The sequence below is a fragment of the Pedobacter nutrimenti genome (assembly GCF_032678445.1).
Lineage (GTDB): Bacteria > Bacteroidota > Bacteroidia > Sphingobacteriales > Sphingobacteriaceae > Pedobacter > Pedobacter nutrimenti_A.
In genome coordinates this window covers 369201-389063 of sequence record NZ_JAVTSQ010000007.1, presented here as the reverse complement: position 1 = coordinate 389063, position 19863 = coordinate 369201, and the positions used below count along the sequence as shown (strand labels likewise).

16 protein-coding genes are annotated in these 19863 nt (G+C 41.8%); 10 read left to right on the top strand and 6 right to left on the bottom strand.

What is annotated here, in order from left to right:
• Positions 1 to 17 precede the first annotated feature (17 nt).
• Together R2S08_RS15150 and R2S08_RS15145 are read right to left on the bottom strand one after the other, a co-directional pair.
• The gene (locus R2S08_RS15150) at positions 18 to 704 is read right to left on the bottom strand and encodes a siderophore-interacting protein (protein ID WP_316835927.1); all 687 of its coding nucleotides are present in this window, start codon (positions 702 to 704) and stop codon (positions 18 to 20) included.
• Between the two features lie 72 nt (positions 705 to 776).
• The gene (locus R2S08_RS15145; protein WP_316835926.1) at positions 777 to 1640 is read right to left on the bottom strand and encodes an AraC family transcriptional regulator; all 864 of its coding nucleotides are present in this window, start codon (positions 1638 to 1640) and stop codon (positions 777 to 779) included.
• Positions 1641 to 1734: 94 nt separating this feature from the next.
• On the opposite strand from R2S08_RS15145, the gene R2S08_RS15140 reads away from it, so the two are divergent.
• Positions 1735 to 2262, top strand: a complete 528-nt coding sequence (locus tag R2S08_RS15140) for a hypothetical protein (protein ID WP_316835925.1) — start codon at positions 1735 to 1737, stop codon at positions 2260 to 2262.
• A 46-nt stretch (positions 2263 to 2308) separates the two neighbouring features.
• Positions 2309 to 3358: a hypothetical protein gene (locus tag R2S08_RS15135; RefSeq protein WP_316835924.1), complete on the top strand. Its 1050-nt coding sequence runs from the start codon at positions 2309 to 2311 to the stop codon at positions 3356 to 3358.
• 46 nt (positions 3359 to 3404) lie between these two features.
• Here R2S08_RS15135 and R2S08_RS15130 read toward each other — a convergent pair whose 3' ends face one another.
• Positions 3405 to 4067 (bottom strand): porin family protein, encoded by a 663-nt coding sequence (locus R2S08_RS15130; RefSeq protein WP_316835923.1) that lies wholly within the window; start codon positions 4065 to 4067, stop codon positions 3405 to 3407.
• A 486-nt stretch (positions 4068 to 4553) separates the two neighbouring features.
• Here R2S08_RS15130 and R2S08_RS15125 point away from each other — a divergent pair, with 486 nt between their 5' ends.
• The 8 genes from R2S08_RS15125 (at position 4554) to R2S08_RS15090 (ending at position 17582) form a co-directional block, all read left to right on the top strand.
• On the top strand, positions 4554 to 5729 hold the full coding sequence (locus R2S08_RS15125) for an MFS transporter (protein WP_133778902.1): 1176 nt from the start codon (positions 4554 to 4556) through the stop codon (positions 5727 to 5729).
• Between the two features lie 16 nt (positions 5730 to 5745).
• Entirely contained in the window at positions 5746 to 6648 is a 903-nt protein-coding gene (gene bla / locus R2S08_RS15120) for a class A beta-lactamase, subclass A2 (protein ID WP_316835922.1), read from the top strand.
• 19 nt (positions 6649 to 6667) lie between these two features.
• Positions 6668 to 8572 (top strand): 7TM diverse intracellular signaling domain-containing protein, encoded by a 1905-nt coding sequence (locus tag R2S08_RS15115; RefSeq protein ID WP_316835921.1) that lies wholly within the window; start codon positions 6668 to 6670, stop codon positions 8570 to 8572.
• A 315-nt stretch (positions 8573 to 8887) separates the two neighbouring features.
• Entirely contained in the window at positions 8888 to 11797 is a 2910-nt protein-coding gene (locus tag R2S08_RS15110; protein ID WP_316835920.1) for a TonB-dependent receptor, read from the top strand.
• A gap of 12 nt (positions 11798 to 11809) precedes the next feature.
• Positions 11810 to 13225 (top strand): RagB/SusD family nutrient uptake outer membrane protein, encoded by a 1416-nt coding sequence (locus R2S08_RS15105; RefSeq protein ID WP_316835919.1) that lies wholly within the window; start codon positions 11810 to 11812, stop codon positions 13223 to 13225.
• 54 nt (positions 13226 to 13279) lie between these two features.
• Positions 13280 to 15577 (top strand): glycoside hydrolase family 3 N-terminal domain-containing protein, encoded by a 2298-nt coding sequence (locus tag R2S08_RS15100; RefSeq protein ID WP_316835918.1) that lies wholly within the window; start codon positions 13280 to 13282, stop codon positions 15575 to 15577.
• Positions 15578 to 15582: 5 nt separating this feature from the next.
• A complete protein-coding gene (locus R2S08_RS15095) occupies positions 15583 to 16995 on the top strand; it encodes a glycoside hydrolase family 30 protein (protein ID WP_316835917.1) in 1413 nt (470 codons plus the stop codon).
• Positions 16996 to 17111: 116 nt separating this feature from the next.
• Positions 17112 to 17582 (top strand): hypothetical protein, encoded by a 471-nt coding sequence (locus R2S08_RS15090; protein ID WP_316835916.1) that lies wholly within the window; start codon positions 17112 to 17114, stop codon positions 17580 to 17582.
• Here the strand turns inward: R2S08_RS15090 and R2S08_RS15085 are convergent.
• The 3 genes from R2S08_RS15085 to R2S08_RS15075 form a co-directional block, all read right to left on the bottom strand.
• The gene (locus R2S08_RS15085) at positions 17579 to 18265 is read right to left on the bottom strand and encodes an RluA family pseudouridine synthase (RefSeq protein WP_316835915.1); all 687 of its coding nucleotides are present in this window, start codon (positions 18263 to 18265) and stop codon (positions 17579 to 17581) included. The two genes, R2S08_RS15090 and R2S08_RS15085, sit on opposite strands and share 4 nt — an antisense overlap.
• Positions 18266 to 18268: 3 nt before the next feature.
• Positions 18269 to 19084 (bottom strand): 3-methyl-2-oxobutanoate hydroxymethyltransferase, encoded by an 816-nt coding sequence (panB, locus tag R2S08_RS15080; protein ID WP_316835914.1) that lies wholly within the window; start codon positions 19082 to 19084, stop codon positions 18269 to 18271.
• A 519-nt stretch (positions 19085 to 19603) separates the two neighbouring features.
• Positions 19604 to 19849, bottom strand: a complete 246-nt coding sequence (locus tag R2S08_RS15075) for a hypothetical protein (protein WP_316835913.1) — start codon at positions 19847 to 19849, stop codon at positions 19604 to 19606.
• Positions 19850 to 19863: the final 14 nt, after the last annotated feature.

Sequence of the window (19863 nt, the reverse complement as noted above, 5' to 3'; positions counted from 1 at the left end):
CTAGAAAGAAATCCAGGTTAAGCCCAAAAACCCTGTGCTTTAATCGTTCCGCTAAAGTCTTCCCTCCTTCTTATATATCTCCTTAGCTCTGTAACAGTAGGGATATGCCCTGTAATATAAACGCAGTGATCTTCAAGCGGCTGCTCATCAATCCAGGAAAGCAAAGAAATATCCCAGCTTTTTTCCAGAACCGGCTGCAGGTCCGTTATAAAGTATTCTTTAAAAGCCTCCATATGTTTAGCTTCATTAAAACTTACCGCGCCATACACTTCCGTCTTACCCTTGGCCAGTTGCTGTAAGGCGAGAAAGTGTCCTATACTACTGCTATCTCCCAGACAAAGCAAAGGTCTGTCTTCAACAGGTCTATGCAAGGTCGATCCTACGCCGAGGTACAAAATGGCATCTCCCTTTTTCAAAGATGAGGCCCATTTACTCCCAGGGCCGTCATGTGACGAATTAACCAGTAAGGTACAGGTGTGCGTCTCCGCATCCCACATGGCGGGGGTATAATCCCGGTATACATAATCGCCCACTTTAACCTTCATATGCTGAACACTTTGCCATTTTTCCATATTCAACCCGGGCAGGTGCAAATCGATTTCAAAAAACGTTGCCGGATCCCATGCCCTGACTTCCAGTACATGACCTGTTCTGGAAAGTTTCCTTTCCATCATACCCATTGCTTTCTTTTTTATAATATTCATTACCGTAAATTATACCACAAAAAAACGGCAAAAATGGCCCCAAACAATAGAACATCCGAGGTTAAGATTGGACTATTCGCGGTAAAGCTTTCTGAACTGCAATGGAGACATGCCAGACAATCTGGTAAAAAGACGTGAGAAGTAAGCATGGTCATCATATCCTAGTGAAAAAGCAATCTGTTTCACATTGGCATTACTATAACAAAGCAGGCGCTTCGCTTCCAGGACAATTTCCTGGTGCACCCAATGGCTTACCGGACTTCCTGTTTCTTCTTTTACACACTCATTGAGATAAGAAAGAGACAAACATAGTTCTGATGCATAGTCAGATGGCCTTTTCAACGATTTAAAATTGCTCCGTAGTATTTTCCTGAACTGGCGGGTAATTACCTGAGGACGCAGGTTCCGTATACCTTTTTGAGGTTCACCAAGAAGATAAATCTCAGCAATCATACCCACATATGCAGAAACTAAAGCACGCAGAGTGGTCTCACTTACAAAGGACTGTTCTTTCCGCATAAAAAAAAGATAAAGAAGTTCCGCACATTGCTTGATTTGCCCCAGGTCTGTTGTTGCTGGCTTAACCGGCCTTTGCTGAGAAATAAACTCCTCAAAGACGGTCCTGTATCTGACTTCAATCATAGAGGTATCTACCGCCAGGAACCAACCTGAAGTCTGTTTGAACTCAAGAATCTGATGTGCCTGAGCAGGCAAAATGTAAAAAACACCTGCCCCATTCAATTCTATCTCCTGAAAATCGAGTATCATTTTACTCACTCCCGACTCCTGGAAAAGAAAAATATAGTGATCGTCCCGGTGCATCGTTGTAGGTATTTTTCCACGTTCCGCTGCCCCGGAGACATAACTCATCATAATGCCTTTATCTGTTCTTTCCTGAAGTTTATGAACAGGTATGCTGGTATTTTTTGAGGTCATATTGCATTTGAATTGGACAAGTAAAGAAACAAAAAAACATATATATCCAGCTATATTATACGTTATATACTTTAACGTCTGAACTATATATCCATTGAAAGTAAACATCAACAATGACGGCATTAATGTCCGTCTTTCTATTGAAAATCAAGCTTCCGTACTTGGAAAGACGGGCATGATTTCATTTACACTCATTGGCTTGGTCATTATAGGAATCGCAATAGCAGAATGGCTTCTTGGCCTGCTCATCATGGGCACACTTTGGTGCATGTTTTTTGGATGGCTTACCCTGTGGAATTTTTATGGAAAGGAGCTACTGGTGATCAATACAAAATCTCTTAGTTATCAGCACATCTATGGCTTTTATAAAACCACACAGATCACAAAAAAGATCAATAAAGCATTAAACATTTCCTTAGTTCAGGCTGGTCTACATCAGGAGACTGAACATTTCAACCTTATTTTTGAATCTTATAATGCCTGTGACCTTCCTGAAGAGATTTATCGTACGGCCTTGTCCATTACCCAAAAAGATCTCGACATTCTGAAGATCAATATACGCCAATTGTATTTTGAAAAAGTAGACCCAGACTTGTTCAACCAACCCTATATGCTGAATTAAACCACTTTAAGAATCAAAGAATTAATCTCTACCTTTATCCATGCATATGAACAGAAGTCCACTGCTTTTATTCTGGCCAGTCCTCACAGCCCTCATTTTACTGGCATTATCATCCCTTGCGCAGAAAAATTATAAAGTTATACCCTTACCACAAGCCATCAACAGCATCAATGAAGAATTTTCCGGCATGTCCTTGTCCGAGAACCGACTGTACTTGTTGCCGCAATACGGAAGCCATAAAGAAACCAAACTGGATAGTGCATTTAACATTTACAGCCTCAATATAGACAACGTAAGCCGTGTAATAGATGGAAAAGACACCGCATTAACCGCATTTAAAACCATAAGAGTCAGGAATCTGGATCGGTTACCCGACTCTTTAAAAGCCTGTTACGAAGGATTTGAGGCTATTATTGTTCTAAAGGATCAGGTCTTTCTCTCCATAGAGACCAACGATAAATACGATTACTGTTTCCTATTAAAAGGCAAACTCGATAAAAAAACAGGACAAATTTTTATAGACCCATCGCACTTCACCTCACTAAAAAGATACCCTTATATAAAAAACGCCGGTTTTGAAAGCCTAACTTACCTGCCCGCCCAAAACAAACTTTTTGCTATATATGAATTTAATGGAATGAAAAATGGTGGCCAGGCTTACCTCATCGATACTGCATTGACAAAAGAACCGGAGCGCATCAGTGTTCCTTTTCTTCCATTCCGGATTACAGATATTCAGGCTACCGATAAGGGCAAGATTTATGGCATCAATTATTACTATAACGGAGATTATGAAGCCTACCTGGATAACAATATTTTAAGGCATCAGGAAGCCCATTTAAAACAATTAGTTCCTGAGTTAAAGGACAGCCTAAACCAAAATCCAGATTATTTAAAAGAGAAAACGACCTACTATGCGCGCATTGTAGCCCTGGAGAACTACAAAGGAACCAACTGGAAGTCAGTAACCTCTTTCGACCCCGAAAAAAACAACTGGGAAGGCATCAGCCTCTTCAGAAAAGGGGCATTAACCATTACAGATGCCAATAGGAACAAAAAACAACTCACAACGCTGGCCTATTTTGATTTCCCATAAAAAAAGGCCTCCTCATGTGAGAAAGCCATTCAAAAGAGAATGATATTTAGAAAGAATAGCCTAAACCAACAGAAATCACCCTGTTCTTCGCTTTTCCGTCGCCGTCAGCGTTAAGAACGTTACTTAATCCAAGTCCATATCCTGCGTGAATATTAAACCCATTACTCAACTGGTAGCCCGTTAAAAGATTAATACCGAAATCACTACGCTTAAATGCTTCCCCATCACCATATTTAATATCTTCTTTAATTTCCGCAGACGAAGATCCAACAGTTCCTTTAACTTTAACTTTTCCGCCTAAACCAATTGCATAATAAGGTCCGGCCCCAATAAAAAACTTGCCACTTCCTGCCTGAAAATTAGCTACAAGGTTTACAGGAACCTCCAAATAAAACGGATTTATTTTAACTTCTCCTTTACCCGAAAAACCATCACCAAGATCGCTCAGATCACCGCTTTGTTTGGTGCCCTTCCCAATATATAATAAACCAGGCTGTACAGAAAACATTTCACTTACAGGTATGTCAACAGTACCACCAATATAAAATGAAGTACTCATGTCGCCTGTTTCAGTATAGCCAGAACTGGAAAAAGAAAGATTTGAAAATGCCGCACCAGCTTTAATGCCAAATTTAACTGGACTGGTTTGCGCCGAAGCTGTTAGGCCTAAGCCTGCCAAAATTGTTAATGAGAGTAATAATTTCTTCACCTTTTTTTAAAATTTATATTTAATTCATTTGATTAGTTATCCATTAGAGTACAAACTAAACCAATAGTTACAATCAGTTTCAACAAAATAAAAACAATTCTAAATTTTCAATCCACCATCCTCCTTTTTTACCTAAATCCGACCAATGGAGAGCCGCAATATGTTTAATTTTGCGAAGTGTATTTATTACACTAACCATAAATGAAATCCTCATGTATAGCGGTACGCAAACCGACCTGAATAAAACCAGTTGCACATGATAGCCTCATCTCCATAAAAAACAACCTGCGACGCAAGCATGAGTACTAAAAAACAATATAAAAAACACGAATAATTATATACTGATGAAACCATCATAAGCATACCGCTTACAAACAGCAATGAATATGCTTATGATAGCTTCATAACAATTAAAAATCAAACCGAGTTTACGAGTTCATTAATACAAATGAAAACAATACACAAAGAATTAATAATTATATACTGATGAAAAAAAGTCTGTTAACGCTTACGCTCGGCGGTCTAGGTATTGGCATCACAGAATTCGTGATGATGGGTCTACTTCCAGACATCGCTAAAGATCTTTCCATAACCATTCCTCAGGCCGGGCACCTGATTTCAGCCTATGCCCTGGGGGTCGTGATCGGCGCTCCGCTACTCATTGTTATTGCAGGGAGCTATCCTCCAAAAAAAATCCTGATTGCTTTAATGATCATGTTTACAGCATTCAATGCGCTTTCTGCTTTTGCCCCCGGCTATCACACGCTATTTATTGCCCGGCTGCTTGCCGGACTTCCGCATGGTGCATTTTTCGGTGTTGGTTCTGTAGTGGCCAGCAAAATCGCAGAAAAAGGAAAAGAGGCACAGGCTGTATCCTTAATGTTTGCTGGTTTGACCATCGCTAATATAGCTGGGGTGCCGTTAGGCACCTATATCGGACACCATTTTCTTTGGCGGTATACATTTGTCATCGTTGTTGTTGTTGGTTTAATTACCCTATTCAGTTTAAAAGCATGGCTGCCGGCTTTGCCCGCAACCAAAGACAGGAATTTAAAACAGGAACTCGAATTTTTCAAACGCCCGGAAGCCTGGCTGATCATCCTCATGATCGCCATTGGAACAGGAGGTCTTTTCTCCTGGTACAGCTATATCGCTCCACTGCTTACCGAGGTTTCGGCTTTTTCTGCAGATTCTATAACTTATATTCTGGTCCTTGCTGGATTGGGTATGTTCGTTGGAAATCTAGTTGGAGGTAAACTTGCGGATCGCTTTTCTCCGGCCAATGCCTGTATCGTTCTGCTGCTTATTATGGCTGCAACCCTGGTCATTGTGCACTATATTTCAGGCAATCAGATTCTTTCTTTAGTCATGACTTTTATAACGGGAGCAGTAGCTTTCGCCCTGGCATCCCCTATTCAAATGCTGATGATCAATACTGCAAAAGGATCCGAAATGCTGGCTGCATCTGTTAGTCAGGCCAGTTTTAACATTGGCAATGCCCTTGGTGCATTTCTTGGGGGTTTACCTTTAGCTGCAGGCTACGATTACACTTCACCTGTATTTGTGGGGACTCTTATGGCCTTAACTGGTGCTGGTTTTGCCTGGATGCTCATCATCAGAAACAAAAAAACAGAAGGAATATTAGCAACAATAAAAAATTAACCTGTCCTTTGCAAGAATGAAACAAAGCCTAAGAAAAACTACATTCACCCTGTTGCTGATCAGCATTTCAACCATGCTTTTTGCCCAACAATCAGTTTTCAGAAACAAGCTAAATGAGATCGTGAAAGCCCATAAAGCAACCATAGGCTACTCCTTACTTGACCTTCAAAATGGCGACACCATTACTGTTAATGGCGCAAAACACCTGCCTATGCAGAGTGTTTATAAATTTCATTTGGCACTGACTGTGCTTCATCAGGTAGACCAGGGGAAGCTTCAGCTCGATCAAAAAATCCTGGTTCGGAAACAAGACCTTCTGCCCAACACATGGAGCCCTTTAAGGGATAAATACCCAGCAGGTAATGTAAAAATCCCTTTAAGCGAATTGTTAAGTTTTACTGTTTCGCAAAGCGACAACAATGGCTGCGATATTCTATTCCGGTTAATGGGTGGACCGGCTAAGGTTCAACAATATATCCGTAGCCTTGGTGTATCTGAAGTTGCCATCGCTGCAACTGAAGAACAAATGCACCGGGACGATCAAATGCAATTCACCAATTGGTCTACTGCCCGTTCGGCAACCCAGCTCCTGGGTTTATTTTATGCCAAACCTATCCTGTCCAAATCTTCTGCCGATTTCCTCTGGAAAGTTATGAGCGAAACGACCACCGGACCAAATAAGATCAAAGGGCTACTTCCTCCGGCAACTGAAGTTGCACATAAAACAGGCAGTTCGGGCAGCAATAAATCCGGCTTAACTACCGCTACTAACGACATTGGAATCGTCACATTACCCAATGGAAAACATTTTGCTATAGCAGTGTTTGTGTCTATGACCACTGAGGACGAAAAGACAACTGATCGTATTATTGCAGAACTTAGCAAAGCAAGCTGGGATGAGCTGATCAGCAGGAAATAATCATACCTTTGTATGTCCAATGCTAAAGAACCTTACCATATCTAAATCTGCTGCGTTTGTATTTCTGTTCGGTCTGCTGATCTCCTTAAGGGCTTTTTCACAAGCCCCCGTTGAGGTCAATGACAACGTTAGCCAGCAGATTTTCTCTTTCAACCAGATTGAAGTACTAAAAGATCCAGGAGGAAAGCTCAGCTTTGATCAAATCAGCAGCAAGGCATATCATAACCAGTTTAAACCCAGCAAAACAAGTACGCCGCAGGCTACGTCCTTCAATACAACTTATTGGTTCCGCATCCGGATCAAACACAATAGTAAAGCAGAAAAATACTTTTTACTGGAGTTTTTTGATCAAACCATAGATCATATTACCGCTTATATCCCACAAGACAACGGGACATATAAAACCAAAATATTCGGAGACCGTTATAAATTCAGCCAAAGGGTACTCCGGCATAAAAACTTTGAACTCCTGATCGACAACAAGAACGATCTAGTTCAAACCTATTATTTCAAAATCAGGTCTTCCCAGGTTGCAGACGCCATTATTGTACTCCGAAGTGCAGAGTGGTTTATCGCTTATGCACTGAATGAATATTTCTTCTTTGGCATATTTTACGGCATGATCCTGGTTTTTAGTTTTTATAACCTGATTATGTTTATTGCCATCCGGCAAAAACAATATCTGTATTATGTCCTGTACAATTTAAGCGTAGGTCTGTTTGAGATGAGTAATGATGGCATAGCCTACCAATATCTCTGGCCAAATGCTCCCGGATGGAATCAGATTGCTTATGCCTTTGCCTTGTGCGCAGCCAGTATATTTGCTTTACTGTTTACGCGGGCCTTACTTTATGTAAAAGCTAAAGCTCCACGGTTAAACCAGGTTATTTTATGGATTATTGGATTAAGGATTGCCTTTTTCGTGTACAGTCTTCTGTTTAACCAAAATTTGTTCAGCTATAAGTTTATAGAGTTCATCCCGCTTTCAGCAGCCTTCTTTACAGGGATTTACATTTACAGTAAAGGTTATCTGCCGGCAAGATTCTTTGTACTGGGCTACGGTTTCTTATTTCTTGGCTTTACCATGAAACTCTTGATTATGCTTCATTTTGACTGGATCAATTTTGGGGTGATCAGCTACTATAGTTTGAGCTTTTGTTTTGTACTTGAAATGGTGTTCCTTTCTTTTGCTATCGGAGACAAGGTCAGCATCTTAAAAAAGAAAAAGGACAAAGCCCAAAGACAGATCATTAAACAAATGGCCGTCAATGCCAAACTCAAAGACAATCTGAACCAGGAACTGGAGCATCAGGTAGAAACCAGAACCAAAGAAGTTTTTCACAAGTCTCTCATCATCGAAGCCAAAAACAGTGAATTACAGCAGGCCAATGACTTGCTCCTGCAGCAGGCAGAAGAGATCACCAGAATGAACATTCTCCTGGAACAAGACAACCAGGAACTGCAAACCAATGTAGAGAAAGTAACAAGAGACAGGGTTATGTCTGCCGATGTGGATTTTGAAGAGTTCAGCAGGATCTATCCCGATAAGGAAAGCTGCAACCTCTTCCTGGCAGAATTGAAATGGAAAAACGGCTATATTTGCCGCAAGTGTAAAAACACACACTTCTATGCGGGCCATATTCCCTACAGCCGCAGATGCAGCAAATGTGGTTATGAAGAATCTGTAACTACGTATACCATTTTTCACAACACCAGGATCCCCATCAACAAAGCATTTTATATGGTATTTCTGATCTTTTCTTCCAAAGGAAAAATTTCATCGCACAAGCTTTCGGAACTGCTAAATATCCGGCAAAGTACTTGCTGGACCTATGGAACCCGGATCAAAACCGTTATGGAAGAACGAAAATCCAAACTCAAAAAGACCAATAAAAATGGCTGGAGCGAACTGGTTTTAGATTAAGTAATGACCGCTTCTGCGTAAGAAAACAAGAATTTCTATGTCCTTTATCTAAAAAAAGGTCTTTTTTAGAATAAAAAATTACAGGGTACTGAACCGTATCGTGCCCCCATAGCAAGCCACAGCCCTAAACAACCTTAAGCACTGTTTATCAGCCGGTAAGCAAGCAATTGAACTACGGTACCAAAGCGTATCGAAATCAATACAACTATCTAATTATCAGATAATTACATTAAATATTTTTCTCAATTTACTTGGATTTAACCTTAAAGTCAGCTTAACTTTATCCATCAATTTAATTTAAACAAAGCAAAAATCATGACAAAAAAGTTTACTCTTTTTATTGTTTTTCTCTTGTGTTCTTTCGGTATCGCGATGGCACAAGACATTACCATAAAAGGTGAAGTCAGAGACCAGCAAGGTCTGCCTTTACCTGGTGTTTCGGTAAAAGTCAAAGGTACCTCGCAGGGAGCCATGACCGGAGCTAATGGATCTTTTCTCTTAAAAGCACCTGCCGATGCGACCCTTACTTTTTCATTTATTGGTTATAAAACCACAGAGCAGAGTGTTGCTGGTAAAACCACGCTTAATGTAACTCTGGCTGATGACAACAACCAACTCAATGAAGTGGTTGTAGTTGGTTATGGTACCCAAACCAAGAAAGACCTCACCTCAGCAATTGTCTCTGTTTCTTCAAAAGACATCGAGAATCAACCCATCACCAATGCTGTACAAGCCATACAAGGTAAAGCAGCGGGTGTACAGGTGAGTTCACAATCCGGAAAACCAGGTGCAGGGATTACAGTAAGTATACGTGGTAACACCTCTATCCTGGCCTCGAACAGTCCATTATATGTTATTGATGGAGTAACCTCACGTGATGCAAGTTTCATCAACCCAAATGACATCGAAAGCATGACCATTTTAAAAGATGCGTCCGCAGCAGCCATCTATGGTTCCAGTGGTGCAAATGGGGTTGTATTGATCACCACTAAAAAGGGTACTCAGAAATTAGCCGTAGGCTTCAATGCCTTTACCGGATTCTCTAATCTTTGGAAAAAAGAAAAAGTTCTAAACAGAGACCAGTACATTGCACTGATGCAGGAACTCGGCTATGGTGTAGAAGGATTAGGCAATGAAAATACAGACTGGCAAAAGAAAACTTTTGGAACCGGCATTCAAAACAACTATCAGTTATCACTTTCCGGTGGTATTAAAGGTGGTCAATACGCTTTCTCTTCTGGCTACCAGCAAGACAAAGGTGTTGTTGCTCCGGCAAAACTGGATAAATACACCATGCACTTCAATGGTTCCCAAAGCCTCACCAACTGGTTAAAATTATATGCAACCGCAGCTTTAACTTCAAAAAATTCAATTGACGTTCCAGACAATGCAGGTGCTGCTAAAGGTGGAACAATTATCGCTGCATTGGCTACTCCGCCAACTATTGGTGTGTATAATGCTGATGGTACTTATGCATCCAATCCTTATAAAGCGGGTTCTGAAAACCCATACGGTGCTGCTTTCGCAGCCAACAACAACACCAATGAACTCAGGTTCCTGGGGTCCTTTGCTGCAGAGATCAAGTTTACAAAAGACCTGTCTTTCAAATCCAGCATCAGTGCCAACAACAGAGATGCTTATTATACCTATTTCTTAGACCCATACATGACCACTTACGGCCGGGATCAGAAGGGTTTATACAACAACAACAAGACCAAAGACCATGTATGGCTGAACGAAAACATTTTAAGCTATGCTAAAAACGTAGACAAGAATGCTTTTACAGCAACTGCCGGTATGACCCTGCAGTCTTCAGATTATCTGTACACGCCTTACTCAGAAAGCAATTTTCTGGGTGCTAATAAACAACTATTGCCTCGCGGATCAAATGTTCCGGCACAGGTTGTAACGGCTGCACAATGGACCAAACGTTCCTACCTTGCCCGTGTAACCTATGCATATGACAGCAAATACTTATTTACTTCAAACTTCCGTGCCGACGGATCATCCCGTTTCGGAAAAGACAATAAATATGGTTATTTTCCATCGGCTTCTGTTGGATGGAGAATCTCAGGAGAGAATTTCCTGAAAGACAGCAAATCGATCAATGATTTAAAACTACGTGCTAGCTGGGGTAAAGTTGGTAATGACGAAGGTATTGGAGATTACCCGTATCTGGAACTTTACCAACCAGATGCTCAGGGAAATTACACCCTTAGCCAATTGCCAAACAACCAGCTGCAATGGGAAGCTTCTACCCAAACCAACCTTGGTCTGGATTTGAGCATGTTCAACAGTCGCATCACCTTTACTGCCGATGCTTACCTCAAAAAAACAAACAATTTACTGATCAACCAACCCCTTCCAAACAGTGTTGGATTTGGTAAAATTGTAAAAAATGTAGGTGCAGTTGAAAACAAAGGTCTTGAGTTTGTGCTTTCAACAAAAAATGTAGAAGGAAAAAAATTCACCTGGAATACAGATCTGAATTTCTCTCTGAACAGAAATAAAGTAACCAGCCTTGGAGATAAAGTGAGTTCCATCAGCTTTGGCGGAATCTATCAGCGCGATGATGCCATCAGAGTAGAGGTTGGCCGCCCATTGGGCAGTTTCTACGGCTATGTTGCCACAGGAGTTAACCCTGAAACCGGTATGGAAACCTACAAAGACCTGGATGGAGACAACCAGATTACTGCAGCTGACCGCACTTTTATCGGTTCTGCACAACCTAAATTTACTTATGGTGTAAACAACACCTTAACATATGGGAATTTTGGCCTGACCTTCCTGTTCCAGGGCGTACAAGGAAATGACATCTACAATGCTTCCCGAATGGAACTGGAGAGTTTAAATGACTCCAAAAACCAATTGGCTACTGTTCTGAACAGATGGACACCACAAAACAGGACCACCGACATCCCTAAAGCTGTAAAAGACGACACCGACAATACCAAAACGTCAAGCCGCTTTGTAGAAAACGGTTCATACCTGCGTTTAAAAACAGCCACATTGTCTTACAATTTCGGACAAATGGCATTGGGTAAATTAAAAATGAGCAAAGTGATGATTTACGCTTCCAGCTATAACCTGCTCACCTTTACAAAGTACAAAGGATTTGATCCGGAAGTAAATCAGTATGATGCCAACGGTCCTTCAATGGGCGTAGACTATGGAACTTATCCTCAGTCCAGAACATTCTTATTTGGTGTTAACGTAGGCTTTTAATTTAAACAGAACATGAAATTCAAATTATATTCATTAATCGCAGCAGGCACACTAGCCTTGACACTTGGAAGCTGCAAAAAAGATTTCTTAGACAAAACCCCAATTACACAGGTTGGTCCTGATCAGGCTTTCGCCGATGCAGCAGCAGCGGAAAAACTGATTGCAGGGGCTTATTCCGGTATGTATGTCGATTATCACATCTGGGATTACATGACCAACGGGGATGTCACAGCAGACAATTGTTATGCAGGAGGAGATAATGCCGATAATATCGCCATTGACAAATTCACCATCATCTCTACAAACGGCAACGTTAAAAGAGACTGGAATGGTTTGTATGGCAATATCAAAGACTGTAACATCATTCTGAACAACGTTGGAAAAATCAGCGATCCTAAACTGGACGTCAACAACAGAAGACAGCAGATCCTTGCAGAGGCGAGCATCATGAGGGCTTATATGTATTTTAACCTGGTGAGAACCTGGGGTTCTGTACCATTGGTTCTTGCTCTGCCGAGCACAGATGCAGAATACTATCCTAAAAAAGCTTCAGTTGACGAGATTTACGCACAAATCATCAAAGATCTGGAATTTGGTGCAGCCAATGCAGCCTCCACTGCCGCCAACAAGGGGATTGTAACCAAAGGCGTTGCCAATGCCTTATTGTCTAAAGTATATGCCAGCATGCCAACCCCGAACTGGGCTAAGGTACAGCAGTATGCAGATCTGGTAATTTCCGGAGGCTATTCTTTAGTGAGTAATTACGATAACCTTTGGGACTCCAACCACAAAAACAATACGGAGGCCATCTGGGAAATGCAGTATGACGGCTGGGGAGGTGTTCATGGAAACTGGATGCCGAGTGTGATCGTTGGTTTAGGATGGAAAAAATTCAATACCCCAACCAATGATCTTGTTGCTGCATTTGATGCTGAAGGCGATGCCGTACGTAAAAACTCCAGCATTTCATTTCTGAATGTAAGTGCAGAGGGCTGGACAGATAGTTACTGGTCAAAAACAAGCTATCCTTTCATCAACAAATACAGAGCTGATGACAAATCCGACAGTTATATCCTCAGACTCGCAGACATTATGCTGTTGAAAGCTGAAGCCCTGAATGAACTTAGTGCAGGTGGATGGTCATCCGCTAAAACCATTGTTGATCAAATCAGATCGAGGGTTAAACTGGCAGGTACCCCAGCTGCAGACCAGGCGTCTATGCGTTTAGCCATAGAAAAAGAACGTCGTCTGGAACTTGCTTTCGAGGGACACAGGTGGTTCGATTTACTGCGCACCAATCGTGCAATTGCAGTAATGAACGCGCAGAAAGATGGCAACGGTGCATCCTTGAATTACAATGTTACTGCTGGCAAACTGCTCTTCCCTATTCCACAGGAAGAACTGGACAGGAATCCAAATGTAAGATAATCATCAATTACCCAACAAAGGCTGTGTAAACAGCCTTTGTTATACACACACACTATGAACCATAAGAAAAGTTTAATTCCGATCCTCTTATTTTGCAGCGTCTTTACCGCTGAAGCACAAAACAGCAAGGAAGCTAAAGTTGAGGCCTTGCTTAAAAAGATGACCCTCGAAGAAAAAGTGGGTCAGATGGCACAGATCACCCTGGATGTGATTGGTAAGGGTAAAGACCGCTTTACCAGCTATGAGCCATTTACCCTCGATCAGAAGGAAATGGAAAAAGCGCTGATCCGATATAAAATTGGCTCTGTACTGAACACCTCGAATAACCGGGCAAGAACAACTGCTGTTTGGTATGATATTATCGGCAAAATCCAAAAAGTAGCCATGAGCGGCAAAAACCGCATTCCTGTGATCTACGGTATAGATGGTATCCATGGAGAAACCTATACTGCCGGAGCAACCATGTTTCCTCAGGAAATTGGACAAGCGGCAACCTTTAACCGTAAGCTTGTGCGGGAAGGGGCGGAGATCTCGGCTTATGAAACCAGGGCAAGTTCTATTCCATGGACTTTTTCTCCGCAACTGGATCTTGGACCTGATCCCCGTTTCCCACGTCAGCAGGAAACTTTCGGCGAAGACCCTTACCTGGCTGGAGAACTTGGCAAAGCCATGGTCAAAGGATTTGAAGGAGAAAACAACGATGTTTCCAACCCATTTCACGTAGCGACCTCAGTAAAGCACTTTTTAGGCTACCAGTCTTCAATTTCGGGAAAGGACAGAACACCTGCCGTAATTTCAGAGCAGGCCCTGAGAGAGTATCATCTTCCGCCCTTCAAAGCGGCCATTGATGCAGGTGCAAAAACCATCATGATCAACTCTGGTTTGATTAATGGCGTACCCGTACATGCCAATTACGAGATCCTGACCAAAATACTGAAAGAAGAACTGGGTTTTAAAGGCCTGGTGGTGACAGACTGGGGTGATATAGAAAACCTGTATGCCAGAGATCATGTAGCCAAAAACAACAAAGACGCAGTTAGGCTGGCTATTAATGCCGGTATTGACATGTCTATGATTGCCTACAATTATGAGCCTTTCTGCGATGATCTGATTGCGCTGGTTAAAGAAGGCCAGGTCAAAGAAGAACGCATCAATGATGCGGTTAGAAGGATCCTGATGGTGAAATATGATCTTAACCTTTTTGAAAAACCGACCACCAATCCTAAAGACTACCCTAAGTTTGGAAGTCCGGCCTTTGAAAAAGCCGCTTATAACACCGCAGCAGAGTCTATTACCTTGCTAAAAAATACAGACCAGGTTTTGCCATTAAGCAAATCCCTTAAAGTATTGGTTACCGGACCAAATGCCAATTCTATGAGAACCCTTAACGGTGCATGGACCTATTCATGGCAAGGTGAAAAAGTAGAAGAATTCGCTGCAAAATACAACACCATTTTAAAAGCCATTCAACGCAAGGCGGGACAGCAAAATGTAAGCTATATTCCAGGAGTAAGCTATAAAATGGATGGGAAGTATTATGAAGAATATGTTGACAAGATGGATGAAGCTGTGAATGCAGCCAAAAATGCAGACGTCATAGTCCTCTGTTTAGGAGAAAATACGTACACAGAAACTCCAGGTAATTTAAATGATCTGTATATCTCAGATCTTCAAGCAGAACTGGCGCAGAAATTAGCTGCAACCGGTAAAAAGATCATTCTTGTCCTGAATGAAGGAAGACCCCGTGTGATCAGTAAATTTGAAAGCAAAATGGCTGCTGTATTGCAAACCTACCAACCTGGTAACTTTGGTGGAGATGCCCTTGCAGATATCTTATACGGTGATGTAAATCCATCAGGAAGATTACCGTATACTTACCCTCAGTACCCAAATGCCTTATTTACCTATTACCACAAGCCATCTGAATCCCGTTCTACGACCGAAGGTGTATACAACTACGATGCAGATTACAACCCTCAATATGTTTTTGGACAAGGTCTAAGCTACACCACTTTTACCTACAGCGATATCAAACTCAGCAGTAAGGTTCTTAAAGCTGGCGAGAAATTAACCGTTTCTGTAGACATCACCAACAGTGGTAAAGTAAACGGTAAAGAAAGTGTACTCTTATACACCTCTCAACTGGTATCCAGTCCAATTAGCCCGGATGCTAAACGTTTAAGAGCCTTTGATAAAATTGATCTGAAACCAGGCGAAACCAAGACGGTAACTTTCCACATCAGCCCGGAAGATCTTGCTGTAGTGATGCCTGATCTCAAAAAAGTAACTGAACCAGGGGAGTTCACTATCCAGATCGCCGATAAGAAGATTAACTTTAACTATAGCCTTTAAGCCCTATGATGAAACCGATTTACAATCTTTGCCTGCTTGCCGCAGTGACTTTAGGAGCCTGCTCTGCCAGGAAAGACCTACAACCCAATATTACAGGAAAGGCAGAGCTTTGGTTAACTACACCTGATCAGTCTTCTTTGCTGGCCAAACAAAATACCCAGTTGAACTTTGGAGATTTTAACAACAGTAACCCGACCATTGAGGTCAATGGACAACAGACTTATCAAAGTATTGATGGCTTTGGTTTCACCTTAACTGGCGGAAGCGCCACATTGATCAATGGTCTTGCTGCAAAAGAAAAGGAAGACCTGCTTCAGGAACTTTTCTCCAGCAAAGGAAATGGCATTGGCATCAGTTACCTGCGCATCAGTATAGGTGCATCAGACTTAAGTGCAGATACATTTACTTATAATGATCTTCCCGCTGGACAGACCGATATAAACCAGGAAAAATTCTCCCTGTCCAGAGAAATGAAAGACTTGATTCCAGTGCTTAAACGCATTGTGGCCATCAATCCTTCTATTAAAATCCTGGGTTCTCCATGGACAGCGCCGACCTGGATGAAAGACAACAACAGTTTTAAAGGAGGCAGTTTAAAACCTGAGTATTATGAATCCTATGCTAAGTATTTTGTAAAATACATTCAGGCCATGAAAGCACAAGGAATTACTATTGATGCGGTGACCATTCAGAATGAACCTTTACACCCCGGAAATGTACCCAGCATGTATATGGAGGCTCCGGATCAGGCCAGATTCGTTAAAACTGCCCTTGGTCCTGTGTTTAAAAAGGAAGGCATCAAAACCAAGATCATTGTCTATGACCATAATGCCGACAGACCAGATTATCCTATTACGATCCTGAATGATCCGGAAGCCCGTCAATATGTAGATGGTTCTGCTTTTCATTTATATGGTGGTAAAATTGATGCCCTGACTGAAGTCCATAATGCCCACCCGGATAAGAACCTGTATTTTACAGAGCAATGGGTTGGTGGCCCGGGTAATTTCCCAGAAGATCTGAAATGGCATGTTTCTACGCTGATCATTGGGGCCACACGGAACTGGGCCAGAAATGTATTGGAATGGAACCTGGCTGCAGATCCATCTTATGGTCCGCATACCGTAGGTGGCTGTGTAACCTGTCTTGGTGCTTTAACCATACATTCAGCCGTCAACAGAAACGTGGCTTACTATATTATTGGCCATGCTTCTAAATTTGTGGCTCCGGGCTCTGTAAGGATTGGATCCAATTCTATAGGCGGACTGGAGAACGTGGCCTTTAAAACACCCGAAGGCAAGAAAGTGCTCATCGTAACCAATACAACTGACCATACTCAAAATTTCAATATAAAAGATGCAGGCAAAACCCTGGAGGCTAATTTACCAGCCGGGGCAGCAGCTACCTTTGTATGGTAATACGTTTTGTTATTTGTTTAGAAAACCCCACTAAAAGTGGGGTTTTCTGTTTAATTTCAACTTTGCTCAACTATTTTGTACCTTAACTGTTGTATACCTTATTGAAGAACCAAGAGATGAAACATTACCTTCTTTCGCTTTTCGCACTTACAGGCGTGCTGAGCTCCTGTCAGAACGCCACTGTAACCAACCCAAAAGCCGACAGCATAGTGCATGCAGAAAGTGAGCACGTTATCCTTCCCGGACAAGAATGCTATTCCTATATTAAAGATAGGGATACCATAGCCCTTTCCCTGCATACAACGTCGGGCAAGATTACCGGAGATTTAACCTATAGTTTGTATGAAAAAGATAGAAATTACGGGACGATATCTGGTGTGATGAAAGGCGATACCCTGTTAATCGATTATACCTTTGATTCCGAAGGCATGCATTCAGCAAGACAAGTCGCCTTTCTTAAAAAGGAAAATCAATTCATAGAAGGCTTCGGCGATGTGGAAGATAAAAATGGAGAGATGGTATTTAAAGATCCAAAAAACCTCCAATTCAACAATGCCATTGTACTGACCAAAACAGATTGCAATTAGAAATCTTCAAACCGTTCCCAAAAACCATCAACCGGCAATTTGGCAAATATATTAACAGGCTCCTTTTTTACCGGGTGTATAAACTGGAGACGACGTGCATGCAGGCAAATACTGCCTTTTCTGCTCCCTCTCGGATAACCGTATTTATTGTCTCCAACAATAGGGCAGCCTAAGGTAGAGAGCTGTACCCGGATTTGATGAGAACGACCAGTTAATGGATCTACCTCGATCAGGTAGTAGCCACCAAGTTCTCCAATCAGCTTGTAGCTCAACTCAGAGCGCTGACTTCCGGGCACTTCTTTATTGTGGGGGGTAACTACGTTTTTCTGAGGGTTCTTAATCAGCCAGTGTACCAATGTACCTGAAGGTTGTGCAGGCTTGTTTCTCACCACTGCCCAATAGGTCTTTTTGATTTCCCTGTTCTTAAAAAGCGCATTCATACGCTCCAATGCTTTACTGGTTTTGGCAAACAGGATTACTCCGCTAACGGGGCGGTCCAGGCGGTGTACCACACCCAGAAAAGCACTGTTGGGTTTATCGTATTTTTTAGCAAGATATTTCTTAACCATGTCTTCCAATGGCTCATCTCCTGTCTCATCAATCTGAACAATATCACCGGCGCGTTTATATACTGCTATGAGGTGATTGTCTTCGTAAAGTATATCTTTATCGGTTACAGGCATTTCTTAGTATTGTTCTTTTTCATTAGGAAAATCGTTGCCCTTTACATCTTTAATGTAAGATTCTGCTGCACCTTTAATTCCATTATACAAATCCAGGTACTGACGCAGAAAACGAGGTTTAAAGCCTTTTGTAAGACCAATCATATCATTAACAACGAGTACTTGTCCGTCGCAATCCGGGCCTGCTCCAATTCCTATGGTTGGAATATGTAAACTTTCAGATACTTCCTTCCCTAATTTTGCAGGTATTTTTTCCAGCACAACTGAAAAACACCCTGCTTTTTCCAGAATCTTTGCGTCGCTTTTTAATTTCTCTGCTTCCAGCTCGTCTTTAGCTCTTACCGTATAGGTTCCAAATTTATAAATAGATTGCGGGGTAAGCCCCAAGTGTCCCATCACTGGTATGCCTGCAGTAATAATACGTTCTACTGACTCCACAATCTCCGCTCCGCCCTCCAGCTTTACACCATGTGCGCCGGACTCTTTCATAATCCTGATGGCCGAATTCAGGGCTTCTTTAGAATTTCCCTGATAAGATCCGAAAGGCAGATCTACAACAACGAATGCCCGTCCTGCTCCCCTAACCACACTCTGAGCATGGTAAATCATTTGGTCCAGCGTAATTGGAAGGGTTGTTTCATGCCCTGCCATAACATTAGATGCAGAATCTCCAACGAGTAATACATCCAGCCCTGCGTCTCCAAGGATTGTTGCCATGGAATAGTCATAAGCTGTTAACATGGCTATTTTCTCGCCACGTTGTTTCATTTCTTGCAGAATATGTGTAGTAATGCGTTTTACTTCTTTATTTACTGACATGCCTATTAGGTTTAGATTGACAAAATTAGGTTTTACAATCGAAATAAAACGCAAAAACAATAACCTTAACGTAAAAATAGTAGCATAGTAAGGTTATTGAGAGCTTATTAAAAAATCAATATACTCTTCGAGGACTGGACTCCTTGCCTCGCTGCGCTCTTGTGGCAAGGCGCCCTGAGGTCCTCTCGGAGTATATTGATTTTTTTTAGGTGCTTAGCTGGGAGGAGAGTCCGGGCAGGGTGCAGAGTAGGTTATGGAATTCGACGAGGTTATTTAATTGGTATTTGCCTGGAACCTGCCTGTTCCTGTTCTGGCTTTTACTAACACCTGAGTTACTACCTAATTAGAGCAGCCTAAGTCCGGGTTTTTCTACAAAAACCCGGACTTACTCCGGACTCACACCGGACTAACTCTGCTGGGACTAGACACCAGTACACAATCATAACCTCTGCGACCTGCCCGGTCACCTCCCTCCTCTGCAATTTGCTAAGGAAAATTCTCGTACGCTGCGGAAAGACATCAGAGATCTGCGGGCTTTTTCGGCCCGCCTGATATCGTTAGTCTTGAAGCAGCTGTACAGAATTTTCCTCTAAATTCCCTTATTCTATCCCCTATTAAAATTACTGTTAAAAAAATATTGAAATGAACACTCAAAAACCTATCTTTGTATCCCGAAATGAACGGGTTAGATAACATCACATTTGTTAACAGTAAAAACGGCAAAAATGCCAGTACTCCCCATTCTTTTTTCTCTTTTTTCCACATAATTTCTGATTATT